Origin of the sequence: Lactobacillus sp. LL6 (genome assembly GCF_007570935.1) — a bacterium.
In the GTDB taxonomy this organism is placed as follows: domain Bacteria; phylum Bacillota; class Bacilli; order Lactobacillales; family Lactobacillaceae; genus Lactobacillus.
The window spans coordinates 1,698,730-1,715,979 of the sequence record NZ_VLLR01000001.1 but is presented as its reverse complement, the minus strand read 5'-3'; the positions used below and the strand labels follow the sequence as shown (position 1 = coordinate 1,715,979).

General features: G+C 33.5%; 15 protein-coding genes, 1 pseudogene and 1 other annotated feature. Of the genes and pseudogenes, 11 read left to right on the top strand and 5 right to left on the bottom strand.

Annotated features, from left to right (window positions below; translation table 11 throughout):
- Positions 1–23 precede the first annotated feature (23 nt).
- Positions 24–2,360 carry an ABC transporter ATP-binding protein/permease gene (locus FOD82_RS08305; protein ID WP_144355964.1) on the bottom strand — a complete coding sequence of 779 codons (2,337 nt, stop codon included), beginning with the start codon at positions 2,358–2,360 and terminating at the stop codon, positions 24–26.
- Positions 2,361–2,454: 94 nt separating this feature from the next.
- Complete coding sequence (locus FOD82_RS08300; RefSeq protein WP_144355963.1) at positions 2,455–3,555, bottom strand: YdcF family protein; 1,101 nt, start codon at positions 3,553–3,555, stop codon at positions 2,455–2,457.
- 85 nt (positions 3,556–3,640) lie between these two features.
- On the opposite strand from FOD82_RS08300, the gene FOD82_RS08295 reads away from it, so the two are divergent.
- Positions 3,641–4,297 carry a type II CAAX endopeptidase family protein gene (locus FOD82_RS08295; protein ID WP_144355962.1) on the top strand — a complete coding sequence of 219 codons (657 nt, stop codon included), beginning with the start codon at positions 3,641–3,643 and terminating at the stop codon, positions 4,295–4,297.
- 39 nt (positions 4,298–4,336) lie between these two features.
- Here FOD82_RS08295 and FOD82_RS08290 read toward each other — a convergent pair whose 3' ends face one another.
- The 3 genes from FOD82_RS08290 to cbpB form a co-directional block, all read right to left on the bottom strand.
- Entirely contained in the window at positions 4,337–5,494 is a 1,158-nt protein-coding gene (locus FOD82_RS08290; RefSeq protein ID WP_144355961.1) for a cation:proton antiporter, read from the bottom strand.
- Between the two features lie 38 nt (positions 5,495–5,532).
- Positions 5,533–5,590: a sequence feature (sodium ion sensor (DUF1646 type); this cis-regulatory element may regulate processes involved in with the transportation of sodium ions), on the bottom strand.
- A gap of 54 nt (positions 5,591–5,644) precedes the next feature.
- On the bottom strand, positions 5,645–7,489 hold the full coding sequence (locus tag FOD82_RS08285) for a heavy metal translocating P-type ATPase (protein WP_144355960.1): 1,845 nt from the start codon (positions 7,487–7,489) through the stop codon (positions 5,645–5,647).
- 128 nt (positions 7,490–7,617) lie between these two features.
- Complete coding sequence (gene cbpB, locus FOD82_RS08280) at positions 7,618–8,130, bottom strand: cyclic-di-AMP-binding protein CbpB (RefSeq protein WP_144355959.1); 513 nt, start codon at positions 8,128–8,130, stop codon at positions 7,618–7,620.
- 610 nt (positions 8,131–8,740) lie between these two features.
- Between cbpB and FOD82_RS08275 the strand changes: the two genes are divergently transcribed.
- The 10 genes and pseudogenes from FOD82_RS08275 to FOD82_RS08230 all read left to right on the top strand — a co-directional run bounded on the left by FOD82_RS08275 (position 8,741) and on the right by FOD82_RS08230 (position 17,213).
- A complete protein-coding gene (locus tag FOD82_RS08275; protein WP_144355958.1) occupies positions 8,741–9,877 on the top strand; it encodes a hypothetical protein in 1,137 nt (378 codons plus the stop codon).
- A gap of 24 nt (positions 9,878–9,901) precedes the next feature.
- Positions 9,902–10,213: a hypothetical protein gene (locus tag FOD82_RS08270; protein ID WP_144355957.1), complete on the top strand. Its 312-nt coding sequence runs from the start codon at positions 9,902–9,904 to the stop codon at positions 10,211–10,213.
- 150 nt (positions 10,214–10,363) lie between these two features.
- Positions 10,364–10,516, top strand: a complete 153-nt coding sequence (locus FOD82_RS08265; protein ID WP_144355956.1) for a teichoic acid D-Ala incorporation-associated protein DltX — start codon at positions 10,364–10,366, stop codon at positions 10,514–10,516.
- A 14-nt stretch (positions 10,517–10,530) separates the two neighbouring features.
- Positions 10,531–12,045: a D-alanine--poly(phosphoribitol) ligase subunit DltA gene (gene dltA, locus FOD82_RS08260; RefSeq protein WP_144355955.1), complete on the top strand. Its 1,515-nt coding sequence runs from the start codon at positions 10,531–10,533 to the stop codon at positions 12,043–12,045.
- The gene (gene dltB / locus FOD82_RS08255) at positions 12,045–13,289 is read left to right on the top strand and encodes a D-alanyl-lipoteichoic acid biosynthesis protein DltB (protein WP_144355954.1); all 1,245 of its coding nucleotides are present in this window, start codon (positions 12,045–12,047) and stop codon (positions 13,287–13,289) included. The genes dltA and dltB overlap by 1 nt, the downstream gene beginning before the upstream one ends.
- Positions 13,290–13,335: 46 nt before the next feature.
- Positions 13,336–13,575 carry a D-alanine--poly(phosphoribitol) ligase subunit DltC gene (dltC, locus tag FOD82_RS08250; RefSeq protein ID WP_144355953.1) on the top strand — a complete coding sequence of 80 codons (240 nt, stop codon included), beginning with the start codon at positions 13,336–13,338 and terminating at the stop codon, positions 13,573–13,575.
- Positions 13,568–14,857: a D-alanyl-lipoteichoic acid biosynthesis protein DltD gene (gene dltD / locus FOD82_RS08245; protein WP_144355952.1), complete on the top strand. Its 1,290-nt coding sequence runs from the start codon at positions 13,568–13,570 to the stop codon at positions 14,855–14,857. The genes dltC and dltD overlap by 8 nt, the downstream gene beginning before the upstream one ends.
- Complete coding sequence (locus tag FOD82_RS08240) at positions 14,857–15,807, top strand: serine hydrolase domain-containing protein (protein ID WP_144355951.1); 951 nt, start codon at positions 14,857–14,859, stop codon at positions 15,805–15,807. The genes dltD and FOD82_RS08240 overlap by 1 nt, the downstream gene beginning before the upstream one ends.
- 236 nt (positions 15,808–16,043) lie before the next feature.
- Positions 16,044–16,760 (top strand): annotated as a pseudogene (locus FOD82_RS08235) (DUF975 family protein).
- Positions 16,761–16,943: 183 nt separating this feature from the next.
- Positions 16,944–17,213 (top strand): hypothetical protein, encoded by a 270-nt coding sequence (locus FOD82_RS08230; RefSeq protein WP_144355950.1) that lies wholly within the window; start codon positions 16,944–16,946, stop codon positions 17,211–17,213.
- Positions 17,214–17,250: the final 37 nt, after the last annotated feature.

Sequence of the window (17,250 nt, the reverse complement as noted above, 5' to 3'; positions counted from 1 at the left end):
AAAAGTGAACTAAAATAAGTTAATTATTCACTTCTAAGAGCAATTGCGGCATCCTTTTTAGCAGCCATTTTTGCTGGAATGTGACCACCAATTAAAGTTAAAACAGTTGAAATAATAATTAAGATAATGGCTGCTTTTGGATCAAGTTGTGCAACATTTGCAAGATCGGTAATCTTATAGATTACACTGTTGATTGGGAAAGTGAGAATGTATGCAATTCCTACTCCAAGAAGGCCTGCAAATACTCCAAGAATAAAAGTTTCTGCATCAAATACTCGTGTAATGTCACGTTTTCTAGCACCAAGAGCTTTGAGAACACCAATTTCCTTAGTTCTTTCAAGTACTGAAGTGTAAGTTAAGATACCAATCATAATCATTGAAGTAATTAAAGAAATTCCCGCAAATGCAACAAGTATAGTAGTAATTCCGTTAAGAAGACCACCAGTCATTGTAGTTACGACGCTAGACATATCTGTATAAATAATTTGGTCCTTCTTAGGTTTACCTTTATTCCACTTATCAAGATAATCTAAGACTTTATCTTTAGAATCAAAATTATTTGGATAAATCATAATTCCAGTAGGAATGCTAGTAGCACCCAAAGTTTGTAGGATTTGTTTCTTTTGACTAGAGTTGATATTTTGCCCAGTAATAACATTATTGTTTGATTGCTTTTGGGCTTTAACAATATCAGAATTTTTGTTTTCATTGATTACACTTTGAGTCAACTTATCACTATATGCAATTCCTGTTGATAAAAGTGCCATTGAATCTTCATTTTTAGGACGAATTACAGCACTTAGGCGTAGTTTTTTACCAGAATTGTACATAGATTGGTTAGCCTTTTTAGGAGCAAAAGTTCCAGTAGGAAGCTGGCTGTAGTAATCATTATTTGAGACAAGGCTGAATTCTTTACCAATTAACTTATTAAACTTAACTTTGTCACCATCATCAATATCAAAGCCTAAATTTTTAAGAGCATTGATATTAACAGTATTTTTATTATCTGTTACTAAGACAAGGTCAGTTGATTTAGTTGGCCAGCTACCTGAAAGAAGTTGGTAATTTTGCTTTAAGAATGAACCTTTCTTCTTATTAAGAGTAGTAGGAAAAACGCTTGACCCAGCACCCATTGAATTCATTGCTTCTTGGCGCATGGCTGTCATCGACTGAGTGCCACTTGAATCATTATTAGAAAATTGAATGCGGTCAATGTTACCATTTACTTTTGAAAGTAAATTCAAATTAGTGGCACGTTGATAAGAAATATTATTAGCATAATTGGAATTGATTTTCTTTATGTAGTTTACATAAGCTTCAGTAATTTTATTACTGTGAGAAGTTTGTTCACTTTGGTCTTTTTGAGCAGTTACATAGCCTCGATTTTTGACGTTTTTATCTGATTCTTTTCTCGTAGTTACAGCATTCATATCAGTAGCCGTTGGTGTAATTGCAATTGGATATTTGGCGAGTGCCTTACTCATAGTAGTGTCAATTTGTTTTTGAAAACCATTAGAGATTGAAAGGACTACTGCAATTGAAATAATACCGATACTTGAAGCAAAAGCTGTTAAAATTGTCCGAGCTTTTTTAGTCATAATATTAGTAAAACTAAGTTTAATAGCATTCCAATATGACATTTTGGTTCGCTTTAATTTGAAAGTATCTTTTTCTTTTTTAGCCTTAAATGGATTAGAATCATTTAGAATTTTACCATCTTGGAAGTTAACGATTCTTGAAGCATACTCTTTAGCAAGTTCTGGATTATGAGTGACCATAATGACTAAGCGATTTTTGGAAAGCTTTTTGATCAGTTTCATAATCTGAATAGAAGTTTCAGTATCAAGTGCACCAGTTGGCTCATCACAAAGTAAAATGTCGGGATCGTTGGCAATTGCACGAGCAATAGCGACACGTTGCATTTGACCACCAGATAATTGATTAGGTTGCTTGTGCATGTGGTCTTTTAAGCCTACTTCAGTTAAAGCTTTAATTGCTCTTTCGCGACGTTCTTTTGCTGGAACCCCAGATAAAGTCATTCCTAATTCTACGTTATCCATAATTGATAGATGCGGAATTAAGTTATAATTTTGAAAAATAAAACCCACAGTATTATTGCGATAAGCATCCCAATCCGTCTCAGTAAAATTCTTAGTTGACTTACCGTTAATAATTAAATCTCCTTTGTCATAACGGTCAAGTCCACCAATTACATTAAGCATAGTGGTTTTACCAGAACCACTAGGTCCTAAAATCGCCACAAATTCTTGATCTCTAAATGAAATAGAGACATCGTCTAAGGCGTGTGTGACGGTGTCTCCAACTTTATATGATTTATAAATATGTTTAAGTTGAAGCATATTTGCACCTTTCATTAAAAATACAATTATGCTTAAGTATAGTAATAAATTTATACTCTATAAATGAAAATGCTTAAAGTTTAGATATTCTTAATTAAATCATTCGCCACTTAAGGATTCCTCCTGCTGCAAATAACGCTTGAATAATAAAGAATACAGTAATTAAGCTAATAATGATAAAGTGGCGCTTTTTATTCATGACAAATACTCCAGCAAATTCCCTAATTATTGCATTAGGCAAGAAGTAAAATCTAGTATAACATCCTATTCCATTAGCATTGAGGCCTGCCATTTTGGCATACAGAGCAGCTCGAAAAATATGGTAATTATTGCTAAAAAATTTAGCCTTGAATTTGTAATTTCCATAGTCTTTTTTAGCAACTTCTTTTGAAAAGAGCATGTTTTCATAAGTATTACGTGATTTATCTTCAAGTAAGATATCATCAGGAGAAATTCCTCGTGCGATTGCATATTCAGTCATCGCTTGAGCTTCGGAAACTTTTTCATCAGGTCCTTTTCCACCAGACATAATAATTTTGGGCATTTTATGTCCTTTGTTGACCTGCTTTTGTGCAAATTGAATAGCGCGATTAATACGTGTAGCTAATAGTGGCGTTACACGTTCACCATTAATTAATCCAGCACCTAAAACAATTAAATAGTCTTGGTCATATCTGCGAGGAACAAATTGATATAAAAAAGAGTTAATTAGGAAGTTATACATTACCCAAAGTAGATATACTGCGATGACAGGTGCAGTTGTTAAGAGAATGTTTAACCAATTTGGTAAATATTTTGCTGGACCAGTAATAGCTATTACCCAGGTAATAATTAAGCCAATTCCTATAAAAAGTGTGAGTAAATTAGGCAAAGTGTGACTTTCATATTTCCAGACAAAATAAGCATTCCACAAAAAGAATAACCATGAAAAGGCTGCAATAATTGCTATTAGCATTAATATTCCAATTACAATTAAGGTATAGACTTCTTTAAGAGTTTTAAGGTTTGTCGCAAAAACTAAAAGACTGACCCATATAGCAAATAAGAAAATAAAAAGTGTAAATATCATCCCATTAACTAATCGTCTTGGTTCAATCAACCACGAAATAAGAAACATAAAAAATACAAAAAGCATGATAGCAGAAAAAATCGAAAATTGTCGATTTTGTTGAAAAAGCTGAAATAATGCATGCATAATAAATACTCCCACTTATGTTAGAATTATCATAGTTTATTATAGAAAATAAAGCTAAAAAATCCTAGAAAATCAAGGTGGTCTAATGAGAAAATTTTTACATTATGCAGGTAACATTGCAGGAATGATAATTGCATTTGTTTTGTACGCATTTTTACAGGGTTTTTATTTCTTTCCTAAAAAGATTCATATGCCAATGAAAAGTGTGGGGATTGCTTTAATTACAGTGATTGTGTTATGGCTTATTTTTTGGCTATATAAACAACAACTGAAATATGTGAATAATTGGGGATTTAATGAAGAGCCACATTGGAAGTGGAAGAAAGTGTTGGTTGCTTTTATTGGATTTATCCTAATTACAATTGGTGCAGTAATCACTTTAAATTTAGTTAGTGGTGGAAAGACTGTTTCAACTAATCAGCAAGAGTTAAACAGAATTTCCCTTCAAAGTGGCATGATGTTCAAGATTATGGTTGGATTTATTGCACCGTTTTGTGAAGAAGTAATTTTTAGAGGAATGTTTTTCAATACTTTCTTTACTAAAGCAACGTCATTTAATAAGTGGGCCGGAATATTAGTCAGCGGATTTGTTTTTGCCTTTATGCATGATCCTGCACTTTCAAAATTTATCATTGTCTATTGGGTACTTGGATGTGTGTTAGGTTGGGTTTATCTACAAACAAAAGATTTGCGTTATTCAATGATGACGCACATGGCATATAATTTATTAGGAGTAATATAAAAAGGAGCGTAGAAGCTCCTTTTTATTATGATTTTATTTTTAAGCATTTTTTTGTTTATTGATAAAGTAGTTCAAAATAAATGGTGAAATCACAGTAGTAACAATGATTACTAGAATTAAACTTGAATAAATATCTTCTGGGAAAAGATGATGAGTAATACCAATTTGAGCTACAATCAAGGCTACTTCTCCACGTGATACCATTCCTGCACCAACGATATTACCTTCATTTTTTGTAAAGCCAAATAATTCACTAGAATATTTTCCAGCCCAAAACTTTGATAATACTGCTAAAATTGTCATTACAATAATAAACCAAAGATCACGAACAAAACTAGCAAAAGTCATTGAAAGTCCAATATCCGCAAAGAAAACAGGAATAAAAATTGAATAGCCGATTGCAGATACAGATGCATTAACTTCTTTATATTGGGGCGTTTGACGAATAGCAAGTCCACCAAAAAATGCACCTACTACTGCAGAAAGTCCAACAAAATCTGCAGCCCATGCCATCGTTAGAGCTAGAACTAAAGAAGCAATTACTACTGAATAATTAACGTCTAATTTTTCTGCAGTTTTCATGAAATATGGTGCTACAAATTTATAAACTATCCACACAGCACCGAAATAAAGCACTTCAATTGCTAAGTTTAAGAAGAAGTTATCAGTGAGGCCACTTTTACCGCCTTCATGACTAAAAGTAGTAAATAAACTTAAAACGACAACTGCTAAAATATCGTCAACAACAGCTGCTCCTAAAATAGCTACTCCTGAACGAGTATGCAATTGATTGGCTTCTTGCAAAACAACAACGGAAATAGATACGCTAGTTGCTGCAAATACAATTCCGATGAATAATGCCTCTACAAATTTCATCCCAAATAAGTAACTTGCGATACCTGTAAAGACAACTGGCAAAATAACCCCAATGGAGGCTACAGTGAAACTTAGTTTGAAATATTTCTTCAATAAATCAAGGTCACTTTCCAGCCCTGCAAGAAACATTAATAGAATTACGCCAAATTCTGAAAATAAACTAATAATATCTCCAGATTTTACCCAACCTAAAATGGCTGGGCCTAATAAGATTCCAGATAACAATTGTCCAATAACTGCAGGCATATTAAATCTAGAAAATAATTGTCCTAGTAAGCTTGTTGCCAGTAAAATTAAGATTAATTCTCCTAAAAATTCCATTCATTGCTCCTTTCAAAAAAGAAAAAACTTTCAAGAATGGTCTTTCACCCAAAAGAACCTAATCTTGAAAGTTTTATTTATAATAAAAACCCAACCGCTTGAAGTATTTAGTTAGATTTTATTGTAATAATTATTGTATATAAATGCAAGTTACTGCTGTTCCTCTTCACCTAATTGTTTCTTGCTTGGCTTGGTCTTAGCAAGAAGAGCTAAACAAATGGTAATTAAATCAACTACTTCTTGTAAGATAGCACCGATGAAGGCAGGAATAACACCAGTTGCAGCAATAACTTCTAAGATGATTACGATGAAAATTGCCGTTAACACATCAATGTTAGCTACTTTCATTGTGTGTTTACCAATGGCTACAGCATCATTTACTTTGCTTAAATCATTAACCATAATAACTGCATCGGCACTTTCACTGGCAGCTGTTGCACCTTTTGCACCCATGGCGATTCCAACATCTGCTGCAGTTAAACTTGGAGCATCATTGACACCATCTCCAGTCATTACAACAGGACGTAAATTTTCTGGTACATCTTTAATTGCTTGAATTTTTTGTCTTGGAAGCAAGTTATATTTTACATCAGTGATTCCGGCAGCTTTAGCAACTTGCTCAGCGACATTTTTATGGTCGCCAGTAAGCATCATAATTTCTTCTGCACCTTGTCTACGTAAACGAGCAATTGTGGATGAGGTTTCTGGGCGAATTTGATCTTTAAAAGTAATATAACCAGCATACTTACCATCAATTGAAATATAAACAGCTGTAGAATTTACGCCATTAACTTCTTCATTAGGAGCAACAAAACTAAGTTTACCAACTTTAACTTTTTTGCCATTAACAACTCCTTCTACCCCTTGAGAAGTAGTTTCCTTTAAGTCTTTTACCATATGAATCATATCTTTTGGAGTACTGTCGACTAAAGAAGTGGCAATAATATGAGTTGATTGCTGTTCAGCACTTGCTGCCAGAGATTGGATTTCTTTTTTATCAAAACCATTTTGGGCAACAACTTCGCTGATTTCCAACTTGTTTTCTGTTAAAGTACCTGTTTTATCAAATGCAAAAGTTTTAGCACGGGATAATTTTTCAAGCGTTGTACCACTTTTTACAATAATGTGATTTTTTGACATTGCACTCATCCCTGATACTAAGGCAACAGGTGCAGCAATTAGAAGTGGGCATGGAGAAGCTACAACCATAACTTCCGCAAAACGAGTAAAGTTCCATCCACCTAATGCCATGGCAATAAAACCTATTACCAAGGAAATAATTGTAAAGGGGATAGCATAACGATCTGCCATTTTAACAAATTTTGCAGGACGAGCTTCAGATGATTTAACCAATTCCACGATTGATTGGTATTCAGAATCCTTGGCAAGTTTAGTTACTTGAAGTTCTACAGAAGCATCTCCGTTAATGGACCCTGACATAACTGTATCGCCAGGCTTTTTGGAAACAGGGACTGATTCACCAGTTAATGAAGATTGATCAAAACTAGAATCACCTTTGACGATTTTACCATCAATTGGAACTTGTTCACCGGGTTTAACAATGATGTGGTCACCAATTTTTAAATCATCAACGTTTACTTGAGTAATTTTACCATCTACTAGTTTATTAGCTTTGCGTGGGGTGTTATTAATAAGAGAACGTAGTTCTTTATCGGCTTGACTTGTAGCGTAGTCTTCAAGGGATTCTCCCCCAGTAAACATTACCAAAATCATCCAGGCAGCCCAATAGTCGCCGATTGCCATAGTTGAAACGATAGCAATAATTGCTAAAATATCAACTCCCCAGCGACCTTTGCGAATATCGCCAATCATTTCAACAGCCATTGTAATTGCAATATAAATACCAAAGATATCTATTAAAATACCAGCGATAGGTAAGTTTGCAATTGTGGGTTTTCCGCATAAAAAATCTAAAATAGCGCCAATAATACCAAGTATTAGAACAACTATTAGCTTCCATTGGTTTTTTAACATATTTTCCCTCCAAAATAGTACAACAATTATCTATAAGAACAATTTTACCACTGTTTCATGAAATGTAAATTATAATCATTCTAAATTAGATGAAGAATAAAAAAACTGCCTAATGGCAGTTCTTAAACTTATTTCGTTGTTACGATCTTGTTTATCAGTTGTGATTTAGATGGCTTTTTGGGAATTGCCATATAATGTTCATCATAAGTATGAAATACATAATTGAAAGCTTTAATCCATTCTCGTCTAGTTAACAATCCTTGAAAGACTCCTTTAGAATCAACTACAGGGAGGAAAGGATTGTCAATTAATAAATGAAGTTGCCGCTCTAGAGTAGTTTCAACGAAGTTTATTTTTGGAAAATCCCGTTGCATTACATCTCGCACCTTTAGATTATTTAATGGATCAATTGAAATTTCATCAGTTTCTAGCATTTTATCAGTAATCATTGCTAAAGTAATTAATCCAACTACACGACGATTTTTATCTAAAACTGGAATTTTAGAATATTTAACTTTAGTTAAGATTAAAAACGCATGATATAGTGGATTATCGTCTTGTACAAATGCAATGCGACTTGCTGGAATTAAAAATGAACCTGATTTTTCTTCTATTAAATGTTGAATTGATGGTGAAATCATAATTTCTCCTTTCACTCACCATTATAGTTTGATAATTTATTTCTGAAAAAGGAAAAGGCCTGCAAACATTGCAGACCCTATTAGTTTCATCTACTTTGGAGGAGTAAGAATGAATGAAATAAAAAAGTGGGAGTATGTAACAAGTTCTACCGCCTTGCTACGATTTATATAATACAGAGAAATTGTGAAGTAAAAGTGTTTAAATTCTTACGAAATGGTAAAGAAATTTTAGCGATTTGTTTAAGAAGAAAAGAAAAGCTCGCGAAGTACCGCGAGCCGAAAGGGATAGATATGAAATTGACTATCAAAGTCAATTCTTTTTATTTTCATTATTTACTTGGAGGAGTATGAATGAAAAACAAAAAAGTTGAGTGAAGTGAAAAGTTTTCCGTTTATTCTTCACTTCACTTAATAGTATAACCTTGAATTGTGAAAAATGTGTGACCAAACACCTAAAAAATTTATTTTTAGTTTATTTTAGTCTATAACAATCATGGATAAACGCTTTCATAATAATGCTTTTAGATACTTTTTAAAAATATGACAAATTTTAAAAAATTTTGGATAAAATAGACTACAACTAAATTAAGAAAGAAGAGAGAAACTAAAATTGAAAAAACGAGGCAAAATTATTTTTCGAATAATTTTAATAATTGCACTCATTTCAGGAATTGGTGCTGGTGGCTACTGTGCTTATGAATGGTGGCAAGATCAAGAAATGCAAAAAGGCCGCCCAGACTTAGTAAAAGACAAAGATGGGACAAATATTAATGCTTCTTGGCATAAATACTCAGAATACCAAAAAGAGTTACGACAAAAATACCCTTTTATTAATAAAGCTTCGAATTATGTCCCTCCCCGCACTTGGGATGGTAAGGATGCTATTGTGCCGGGGTTAGTTACGACAAAGAGTTATAATTTTTCTAATAAAAAGTTCGATACTGCTCATGCAATGACACCGCAAGGAATTACGGTTGCTGGAAAATATTTATTGATTACAGCTTATGATGGTGAACATAAACATGCTTCAGTGATTTATGTGCTTGATAAAAAGACTGGAAAATATTTAAAGACCATTCAAATAAAGGGAAAGCCTCACTTAGGCGGGATTGCCTATGATCCAGTTGCAAAAAATATTTGGATTACCGGATCTATGGGTGGGGTTTCAGCTTTGATGTCATTTTCAATGAAAACTTTAAAGAATTATAATGATAAAACACATATCCCTATTAAATATGATAATCAAATTTCCATTCCTACTATAGAACGTGCATCCGCTCTTACTTATTATGATAATCAATTATTTGTTGGTTTCTTCAATATGTATGGACGTGGGCGCGTTGCTAGCTATTCTATTTCTCGAAGTGGAAAAAATAAGGGTACTATTACTAATAATGAAATTAAAGCCGTTACTGGAAATGTATCTTGGTCTGACCCCAATGGAGAAACTTCCATGGATAAGCAGATTCAAGGAATAGCTATTTATGATGATAAAATATTTTTAAGCCAGTCTTATGGCAGTGGGGACTCAAAGCTGTATATTTTTCCATCAACTGCCATAAATGCTCTTGATGAAAAAAATGCTGAAAAAGTTATTGATATGCCACCTTACTTAGAACAGATTACAGCTTATAAGGGTCAACTTTTATGTTTATTTGAATCTGGATCAAAAATATATGCAAAACCACATATTCTTGTAATGGATCGAGTTTTATCTTTAAATATAAATGCTCTATTTGGAAATTAGCTTGTTAATAAAGAAAGGAAAATTATGACTCCTAATTATCAAAAAAGAACTATATTTTGGTTGCGTTTTTCAGGATGGTTCTGTTTGCTTCCAGCTTCAGCTTACCTATCTCTTCTTCAGATGACTACTTGGTCAGCTTATTCTTATCTTTATATTGCTGAAATTGTAATTAGTATTCTCTTAGGGGTGTTTGTTTTAACGACGGCAAATTCTAAAAAATGGCAAAATCCAAGTAATATAATGAAACTTATGATTTTTGCGTTAGTATTTACTTCATTTGTGGTTTTCATTCCATTATGGTTTGCATATGCAAATTGCCGAAAAATAGACAATTAAATCTACCTATGAACACAATTTGTAGTAAAATTTAATCGTACGATTTTAGCTATTTGTTTAAATTTGTTAAAATATCTAATAAGTGCTCTTAACTACTTGATTATTGTAGTAACATAGGGCGTAAGTAAATATAGTTACTGAGGGAGATACATGGAGAAAAATACAAAAGTTGACTCTCGAGGCAAACGTATTGGAATGTTTGTCTTGAAGACAGTCGTTTATTTTGCAATCCTGATGGCTCTAATTTATTTGTATGAGTATAGTGGATTAACATCAGTTCACTTTATTTATAACGAATTTTAAGGCAGGTGCTATCAATGATTGAAGATGTAATTAAGAAAATCGAAGAAATTGCTGTAAATGATCCAGATAGAATTGTTTATGACTATCTTGGTGAAACTAATACTTATGGTGATTTAAAGAAGCGCTCAGATGCTTGGGCACATAAAATCTTAAGTTTAGATATTCCGGAACATGATCCAATCATGATTTGGGGTGGACAAACCTTTGAAATGATTGCTAGCTTCTTGGGAAGTGTAAAGGCAGGTCACGCTTATATTCCAATTGCAAGTTATTCTAATGCAGAGCGTTTGACTATGATTCAAGAAGTTTCTCAAAGTAGAGCGGTTCTTGCTGTAGATGAATTACCAGATGTTGATGTAAGCAATCTAGAAGTTATAAAGCCAAGTGATGTAATTGATGGTGATTACACAATTGATGAAAGTCACTATGTTGAAGGTGAAGATAATTTCTACATTATCTTCACTTCTGGTACTACTGGCAAGCCTAAAGGTGTACAGATTAGTCATGATAACTTGCTTAGTTTTGTAAACTGGGAATTGACTGACTTTAATTTGCCAGAACATCCTAGTTTTTTAGCACAAGCTCCTTACTCATTTGATTTATCTGTAATGAGTCTATATCCAGCTCTTGTTTCTGCAGGTAAGCTTGTGGTATTGCCACACGATGTAACGCAAAACTTTGCGCAATTGTTTGCAACTCTTCCTAAGATGCAATTTAATGTTTGGGTATCTACTCCATCATTTGCACAAATGTGTTTCTTGGATAGAACTTTTGATGGTGAACATCACCCAGACTTAACTCATTTCCTCTTTTGTGGGGAAGAGTTACCTCATAGTGAAGCAGCTACTTTGCGTAAAAAGTTTCCTAATAGCCATATCTTCAATACTTATGGTCCAACAGAAACTACAGTTGCTGTAACTCAAGTAGAAATTACCGATGAAATTCTTGAAAAATATGATCGTTTGCCAATTGGTAAGACCAAAGAAGATACAAGAATTACTATTGATACTTCAAAAGGTGATAAGCCTGGCGAAGGCGAAATTATCATCGAAGGTCCTAGCGTTTCTAAAGGATACATGCATAATCCTGAAAAAACTAAGGCAGCTTTCTTTAAAAATCCAGAAGATAAATACGAAAGCTATCGTACAGGAGATGCCGGATTCTTTGATGGTGATATGCTATTTTATAGAGGAAGAATTGACTTCCAAATTAAGTTCAATGGTTACAGAATTGAGCTTGAAGAGATCAATTTCTACTTAACTAAGAATGAACTTATTCGTTATGGTGTAGCTGCACCTAAATACAATAAAGATCACACTGTTAAGCAAATTGTTGCAGAAATTGAATTAAAAGATGGTGTACGTCGTAAATATTCAGATGCAGAACTTACTAAGCTGATTCGTGAAGACTTGGCGAAGAATGTGATGCCTTATATGATTCCGCAGCGTTATATTTATCGTGATAGTTTGCCAATTTCTCAAAATGGCAAGGTGGATATCAAGGCTGTTATTAAGGAGGTTAATAAGTAGTGAACTTTAACTTCATTAACTTACAGCCTTACTCCAATCCGCAATACTTTATCTGGTTGATGATTGCATTAATTCCAATTATCGTGGGTCTTTATAATGGTAAACGTTTTAAGACTTATGAAGCAATTTTCTCAATTGTTTTCCTATTTTTGATTTTTGATGGAACTCATTGGCAAGAAGGAATTAACTTACTTCTATATTTGATATTTGAATTTTGTATTACGTTTATTTATCAACACTATAGAACTAAGAAAGATAGCCCAAATAAAACTTGGATTTTTTGTTTGGCAGTTATCTTAGCAATTGTGCCATTAACTGCGGTCAAGATTTTGGCAGTTGCTCCAGCAGGTACGGTTCCGTTTACGGTTGGATTTTTGGGTATTTCATACATTACTTTTAAGAACGTACAAGTGATTATGGAAATTCGTGACGGAGCAATTAAAAAAGTAGATCCCAGCACTTATGCTAGATTCCTACTATTCTTCCCTACTATTTCTTCAGGTCCTATTGATAGATACCGGAGATTTAAGAAAGATTTTGATAAAGCTCCAAGTAGAGAAGATTACATTACTGATTTGCAATATGCAGTTCGCTATTTATTTCAAGGTTTTCTTTATAAATTTATATTAGGATGGTTCTTTGGAACATTATGGCTTCCAAGATTTAGTGAAGCTGCGCTTGCTGCAGGTAATGCTAATGGAGGTCTTAAATTATCATGGTGGGTAGTAGCTTACATGTACTGCTACACGATGTATTTGTTCTTTGACTTTGCTGGATATTCACTTTTTGCAGTGTCAATTTCATATTTTATGGGAATTCACACTCCAATGAACTTCAACAAGCCATTTATTTCTAAGAACATTAAAGATTTCTGGAATCGCTGGCATATCACACTTTCATTCTGGTTCCGTGACTACATTTATATGCGGTTTACATTCTTTGCAATGAAGAAAAAATTGTTTAAGAATCGAATCAGATTGTCTCAAGCTTCATATCTGTTGCTCTTCCTTATCATGGGATTTTGGCACGGCCTTACTTGGTACTACATTGCCTATGGGTTGTATCAAGCACTAGCCATTATTATCAATGATATGTGGATTAGATTTAAGAGAAAGCATAAAAAGCAAATTCCATCTAATAAGTTTACAAATTGGTTTGCAATCTTTATTACATTTAATGTTGTCTGCTTTGGTATGCTTATCTTTTCAGGATTCCTGAGCACATTGTGGTTTGGTTGGCAATAAAATATAATATAGAAAGATAGTTTTTATTAAAAAGAGGTATTTAATTATGAACACACAAGAAGAAGTTTTGAACATTTTAAACGATTTAACTGGTGAAGATTTGTCAGATCAAATGGACGAAAACATTTTTGAAAATGGTTTGCTTGATTCAATGGCAAGTGTTCAAATGCTTTTGAGCTTACAAGAAAAGTTTGATATTGATGTTCCAGTTTCAGAATTTAACCGTGAAGAATGGGATACTCCAGCTAAGATTGTGGCAAAGGTGGAAAGCTTAGAAAATGAGTAATAAACGCCGGCTGTGGCAAATATTTGGCCCAGTTCTTTGCGCTTTTATCCTTTTATTAGTTGTATTTCTTTTGCCATGGGAGAGAACTTTTTCAAAAGATGCTATCTTCCAAGCTGCAAATTCTCAAACTGATACTGTCTTCAAGGGTGTAAAAATGAAGCAAGAAGCCTTTGAAAATGGCTATGTTCCATTTTACGGTTCAAGTGAATTATCACGTATGGACCCACTTCACCCAAGTGTGATTGCGGAAAAGTATAAACGCAACTATCGACCATTTTTACTTGGTGGTCCAGGTAGTCAAAGTTTGGCTCAGTTTATTGGGATGCAAGGGACAAGTGAGCAGCTTAAGAACAAAAAAGCTGTTTTGATTATTTCGCCACAATGGTTTACTAAGAGGGGTCAAGATCCAGCAGCGTTTAGTTTGTATTATTCACCGCTTCAAACAACGATGTTTTTACTTAATGCTAAAGATAACACTGCTGACCGTTATGCAGCTAAGCGTCTTTTAGATATGCCAGATATTAAGACTGGAATTATTAAATCAGGTCTTAAGAAGATTGCTGCAGGTCAAAAATTGTCTGATTGGGATAGATTCTTATTACAAAATCGTCGTCAGATGCTTGCAAATGAAGATACATTCTTTAGTTCATTCCAGCTTCGTGATCGTGTCCAAAAGATTCGCAAACGTGCGCAACTTTTGCCTAACCATTATTCAGTAAAAGCTTTGAAGAAAGTGGCTACTGAACAAGCAGAAATTCACACTAATTCAAATAATTTGGGAATTGACAACACTTTCTATAAGAACCGTTTAACTAAAGGTGTTCTTAAGAAGCTAAAGGGCAGTCAAAAGAATTTTGATTATACTAAATCAGCTGAATATGGAGATTTCCAGCTTCTATTAAATCAATTTGCTAAGCAACATACTAATGTCTTGTTCATTATTCCACCGGTAAATGCCAAGTGGGCAAAATATACAGGCTTGTCACAAAAGATGTATCAAGAATCTGTAGCCAAGATGGAATACCAATTAACTAGTCAAGGTTTTGAAAATATTGCTGATTTGTCAAAAGATGGTGGTAAGAAGTACTTCATGGAAGATACTATTCACCTCGGCTGGAATGGTTGGGTAGCAGTAGATCAAGCTGTAAAACCATTCATGCAAAAACCTAATAAGGCATATCATTATGATTTGAATAACTATTTCTACTCTAAGAAATGGCAAAATCGAACTAATATAAAACCTATAAACTTATCTGATAAGAAAAGTTTAAAAGACAAGTAGTGCGACAGGCTATTGACCGTTTAGGTGTGAAAGGTTCAGTCACAGTTATAAATAACGGTAAGACTTTGCTTAAATATGCTACTGGTAATAAGCCTGACACTAGCTATTTGATTAATTCAGTTCAAAAGTCGATGACAGCAACAATGGTCATGCGTGAAGTTGAAAAAGGAAAACTAAGTCTTAGTGATACTCTAAGTGAATTTTATCCTGAAGTTGAAGGTAGTGACTATGTTAAAATCAGTAACTTGCTTAATATGACTTCAGGGCTAGACCTTCAAAAAGGAAAAAAACTCGGTACTAAAGTTTTTATTTCAGATGAAGCTAACTTGAAGCATGATATTAAGTACACGACCTTTGATATGAAGCGTCTTGGAAAATGGCACTACACTTCAATTAACTATGTGTTACTTTGTGGAATTATTTCTAAGATAGAAAATAAATCTTATGAGGATTTATTTAGAGAAACTTTTATCAAACCATTAAAGCTTCAAAATACTGAGTTTTTATGGTCTGACAAAACAAAACTCCTCAATACTAATTGGGTTCCTGGATATGTTTATAGTGATATTGATCAAGCTTACAACCGAGTTCCTCATGAAACAGCAGTAAAAGATGCCCATGATGAATTAGGTGCAGGGTCAATTGTGATGTCTAACCATGATTTAGCAAAAACTATGAAATATATTTTGACAGGAAATGTATTGAGTGATCAAAGCCGGGCAGTATTGTTCAAGGGTAAGGGACCTAAGTTTTATAATGGCGGTTTTTATAACTTGTCACAATATAAGGTAGCTAATGGTGCTGGTGAGGGTTATTATACTTTCATGAGAGCTACACCAAATGCTAAAAATATGATTATTATTCAAAGTAATCATACGACTAAAGGAAAGTTTAAGCTTTACAAGAGTGAAGTTAATAATATTATGTCAATGATGCTCAGTATGGAATAAAAGTGAGGGTGAGAATCCTCACTTTTTTATTTTTTTGATAGCGGCTAACGGTTGTTTTTTTGTTAGTGGAATGCTAAAATCTACATTGTACCGTTGCTATAGTAGTCATTTTCTCCGGTAGCGAAAATGTTATCTTCTATATGTGGTCAAAGTGACGGTATTACACTGTGTGAGCCTAGTTCCAGTTTCGTGGAATTAGGCTTTTTTTAAAAAGAATATCAACTTTGGAGGATTTTATGACAAGAGCGGAATTAAAAAGCGATGCCAGAGATCAACTTCGTGGAAATTGGCTTTGGGCAGTTGGATTATCATTTGTAGCATGGTTTATTATTTATGTTATTAATGATATTGTCTCATTTGCAGAAACTGGTAATGACTTAGTATATAGATCAGTTACTACTATTTCAGGTGATGAAATCTATAATGAAGCTTACAGAGTGAATCCATTTAGCGGAATAATCAGTTTTGTTGTTAATATTTTTGTGATTATGCTGCTATGGGGAGTGGCGTACACAATTTTGAGGTTCCGTGACAGCGGTGATACGCCAAATATCTTGAAGGGGATATTTAGTGGATTTACTGGTGGAAGATTTTAAACTACATTTTTAACAGGTTTATTAACTTGGATTTTTACTTTTTTGTGGACACTTTTGTTTATTATTCCAGGAATTATTAAGGGATATTCTTATTCCATGACTCCTTATATTATGAGGGATTACTATACTAGTGGTAAAAAGCCTAAGGCTACAGAAGCTATTAACGCTAGCCGTAAACTAATGAATGGCCATAAGACGGATTTATTTATACTTGATTTGAGTTTTCTAGGTTGGGCAATTCTTGGTATTATTAGCTGTGGAATTGGATTCCTTTGGATTACTCCATATTATCGTCAGACTAAGGCTAACTTTTATAGAAAACTTGCCGGTGACCAATTCTTAACAAATGATAAATAAATGCTCAATTTGAGCAATAAAATATGAAAAAATCACTTTCTTAGGTAAAGTTATACTTGAGAAGGTGATTTTTTATGTGTAAAGATAATAAAAATATAGAAAAAACATATTCTGATAGTGAAGTTCGTGGAGAAAGAAGTGATAAAAAGCCCTCAGAGATTAAGAAAAAAGGAGGGTGGACGAATGCCTGAATTAAGATTTACTGAACAAGCAAGGAAGCAATATAAAGCTCTAACAGGTCCACAAAAGCAATTTATAGATCAAGGCTTGGATAATCTGAAGCTAGATACTAAAAGCATTTCTCAAGAAATAGTACAAAAAGAATTAAAAATGAAAATTAGAATTCGTAGGGAAAAAGCATTTATTATTGTGGAAGAAATCATAGCAGGAGGCTTTGAAAAAACAAAACAAAATTTACACGCTATCAAGCGAGCAAAATCTTGGAATAATTAATATTTAGGCAGCCATTATTGGCTGCTTATTTTGTTAT

What these genes read in the sequence shown, in the direction of transcription:
- FOD82_RS08305 (WP_144355964.1), bottom strand. Translation starts at nt 2,360, where the DNA reads ATGCTTCAACTTAAACATATTTATAAATCATATAAAGTTGGAGACACC.
- FOD82_RS08300 (WP_144355963.1), bottom strand. Translation starts at nt 3,555, where the DNA reads ATGCATGCATTATTTCAGCTTTTTCAACAAAATCGACAATTTTCGATT.
- FOD82_RS08295 (WP_144355962.1), top strand. Translation starts at nt 3,641, where the DNA reads ATGAGAAAATTTTTACATTATGCAGGTAACATTGCAGGAATGATAATT.
- FOD82_RS08290 (WP_144355961.1), bottom strand. Translation starts at nt 5,494, where the DNA reads ATGGAATTTTTAGGAGAATTAATCTTAATTTTACTGGCAACAAGCTTA.
- FOD82_RS08285 (WP_144355960.1), bottom strand. Translation starts at nt 7,489, where the DNA reads ATGTTAAAAAACCAATGGAAGCTAATAGTTGTTCTAATACTTGGTATT.
- cbpB (WP_144355959.1), bottom strand. Translation starts at nt 8,130, where the DNA reads ATGATTTCACCATCAATTCAACATTTAATAGAAGAAAAATCAGGTTCA.
- FOD82_RS08270 (WP_144355957.1), top strand. Translation starts at nt 9,902, where the DNA reads ATGACTCCTAATTATCAAAAAAGAACTATATTTTGGTTGCGTTTTTCA.
- FOD82_RS08265 (WP_144355956.1), top strand. Translation starts at nt 10,364, where the DNA reads ATGGAGAAAAATACAAAAGTTGACTCTCGAGGCAAACGTATTGGAATG.
- dltA (WP_144355955.1), top strand. Translation starts at nt 10,531, where the DNA reads ATGATTGAAGATGTAATTAAGAAAATCGAAGAAATTGCTGTAAATGAT.
- dltC (WP_144355953.1), top strand. Translation starts at nt 13,336, where the DNA reads ATGAACACACAAGAAGAAGTTTTGAACATTTTAAACGATTTAACTGGT.
- dltD (WP_144355952.1), top strand. Translation starts at nt 13,568, where the DNA reads ATGAGTAATAAACGCCGGCTGTGGCAAATATTTGGCCCAGTTCTTTGC.
- FOD82_RS08230 (WP_144355950.1), top strand. Translation starts at nt 16,944, where the DNA reads ATGCCTGAATTAAGATTTACTGAACAAGCAAGGAAGCAATATAAAGCT.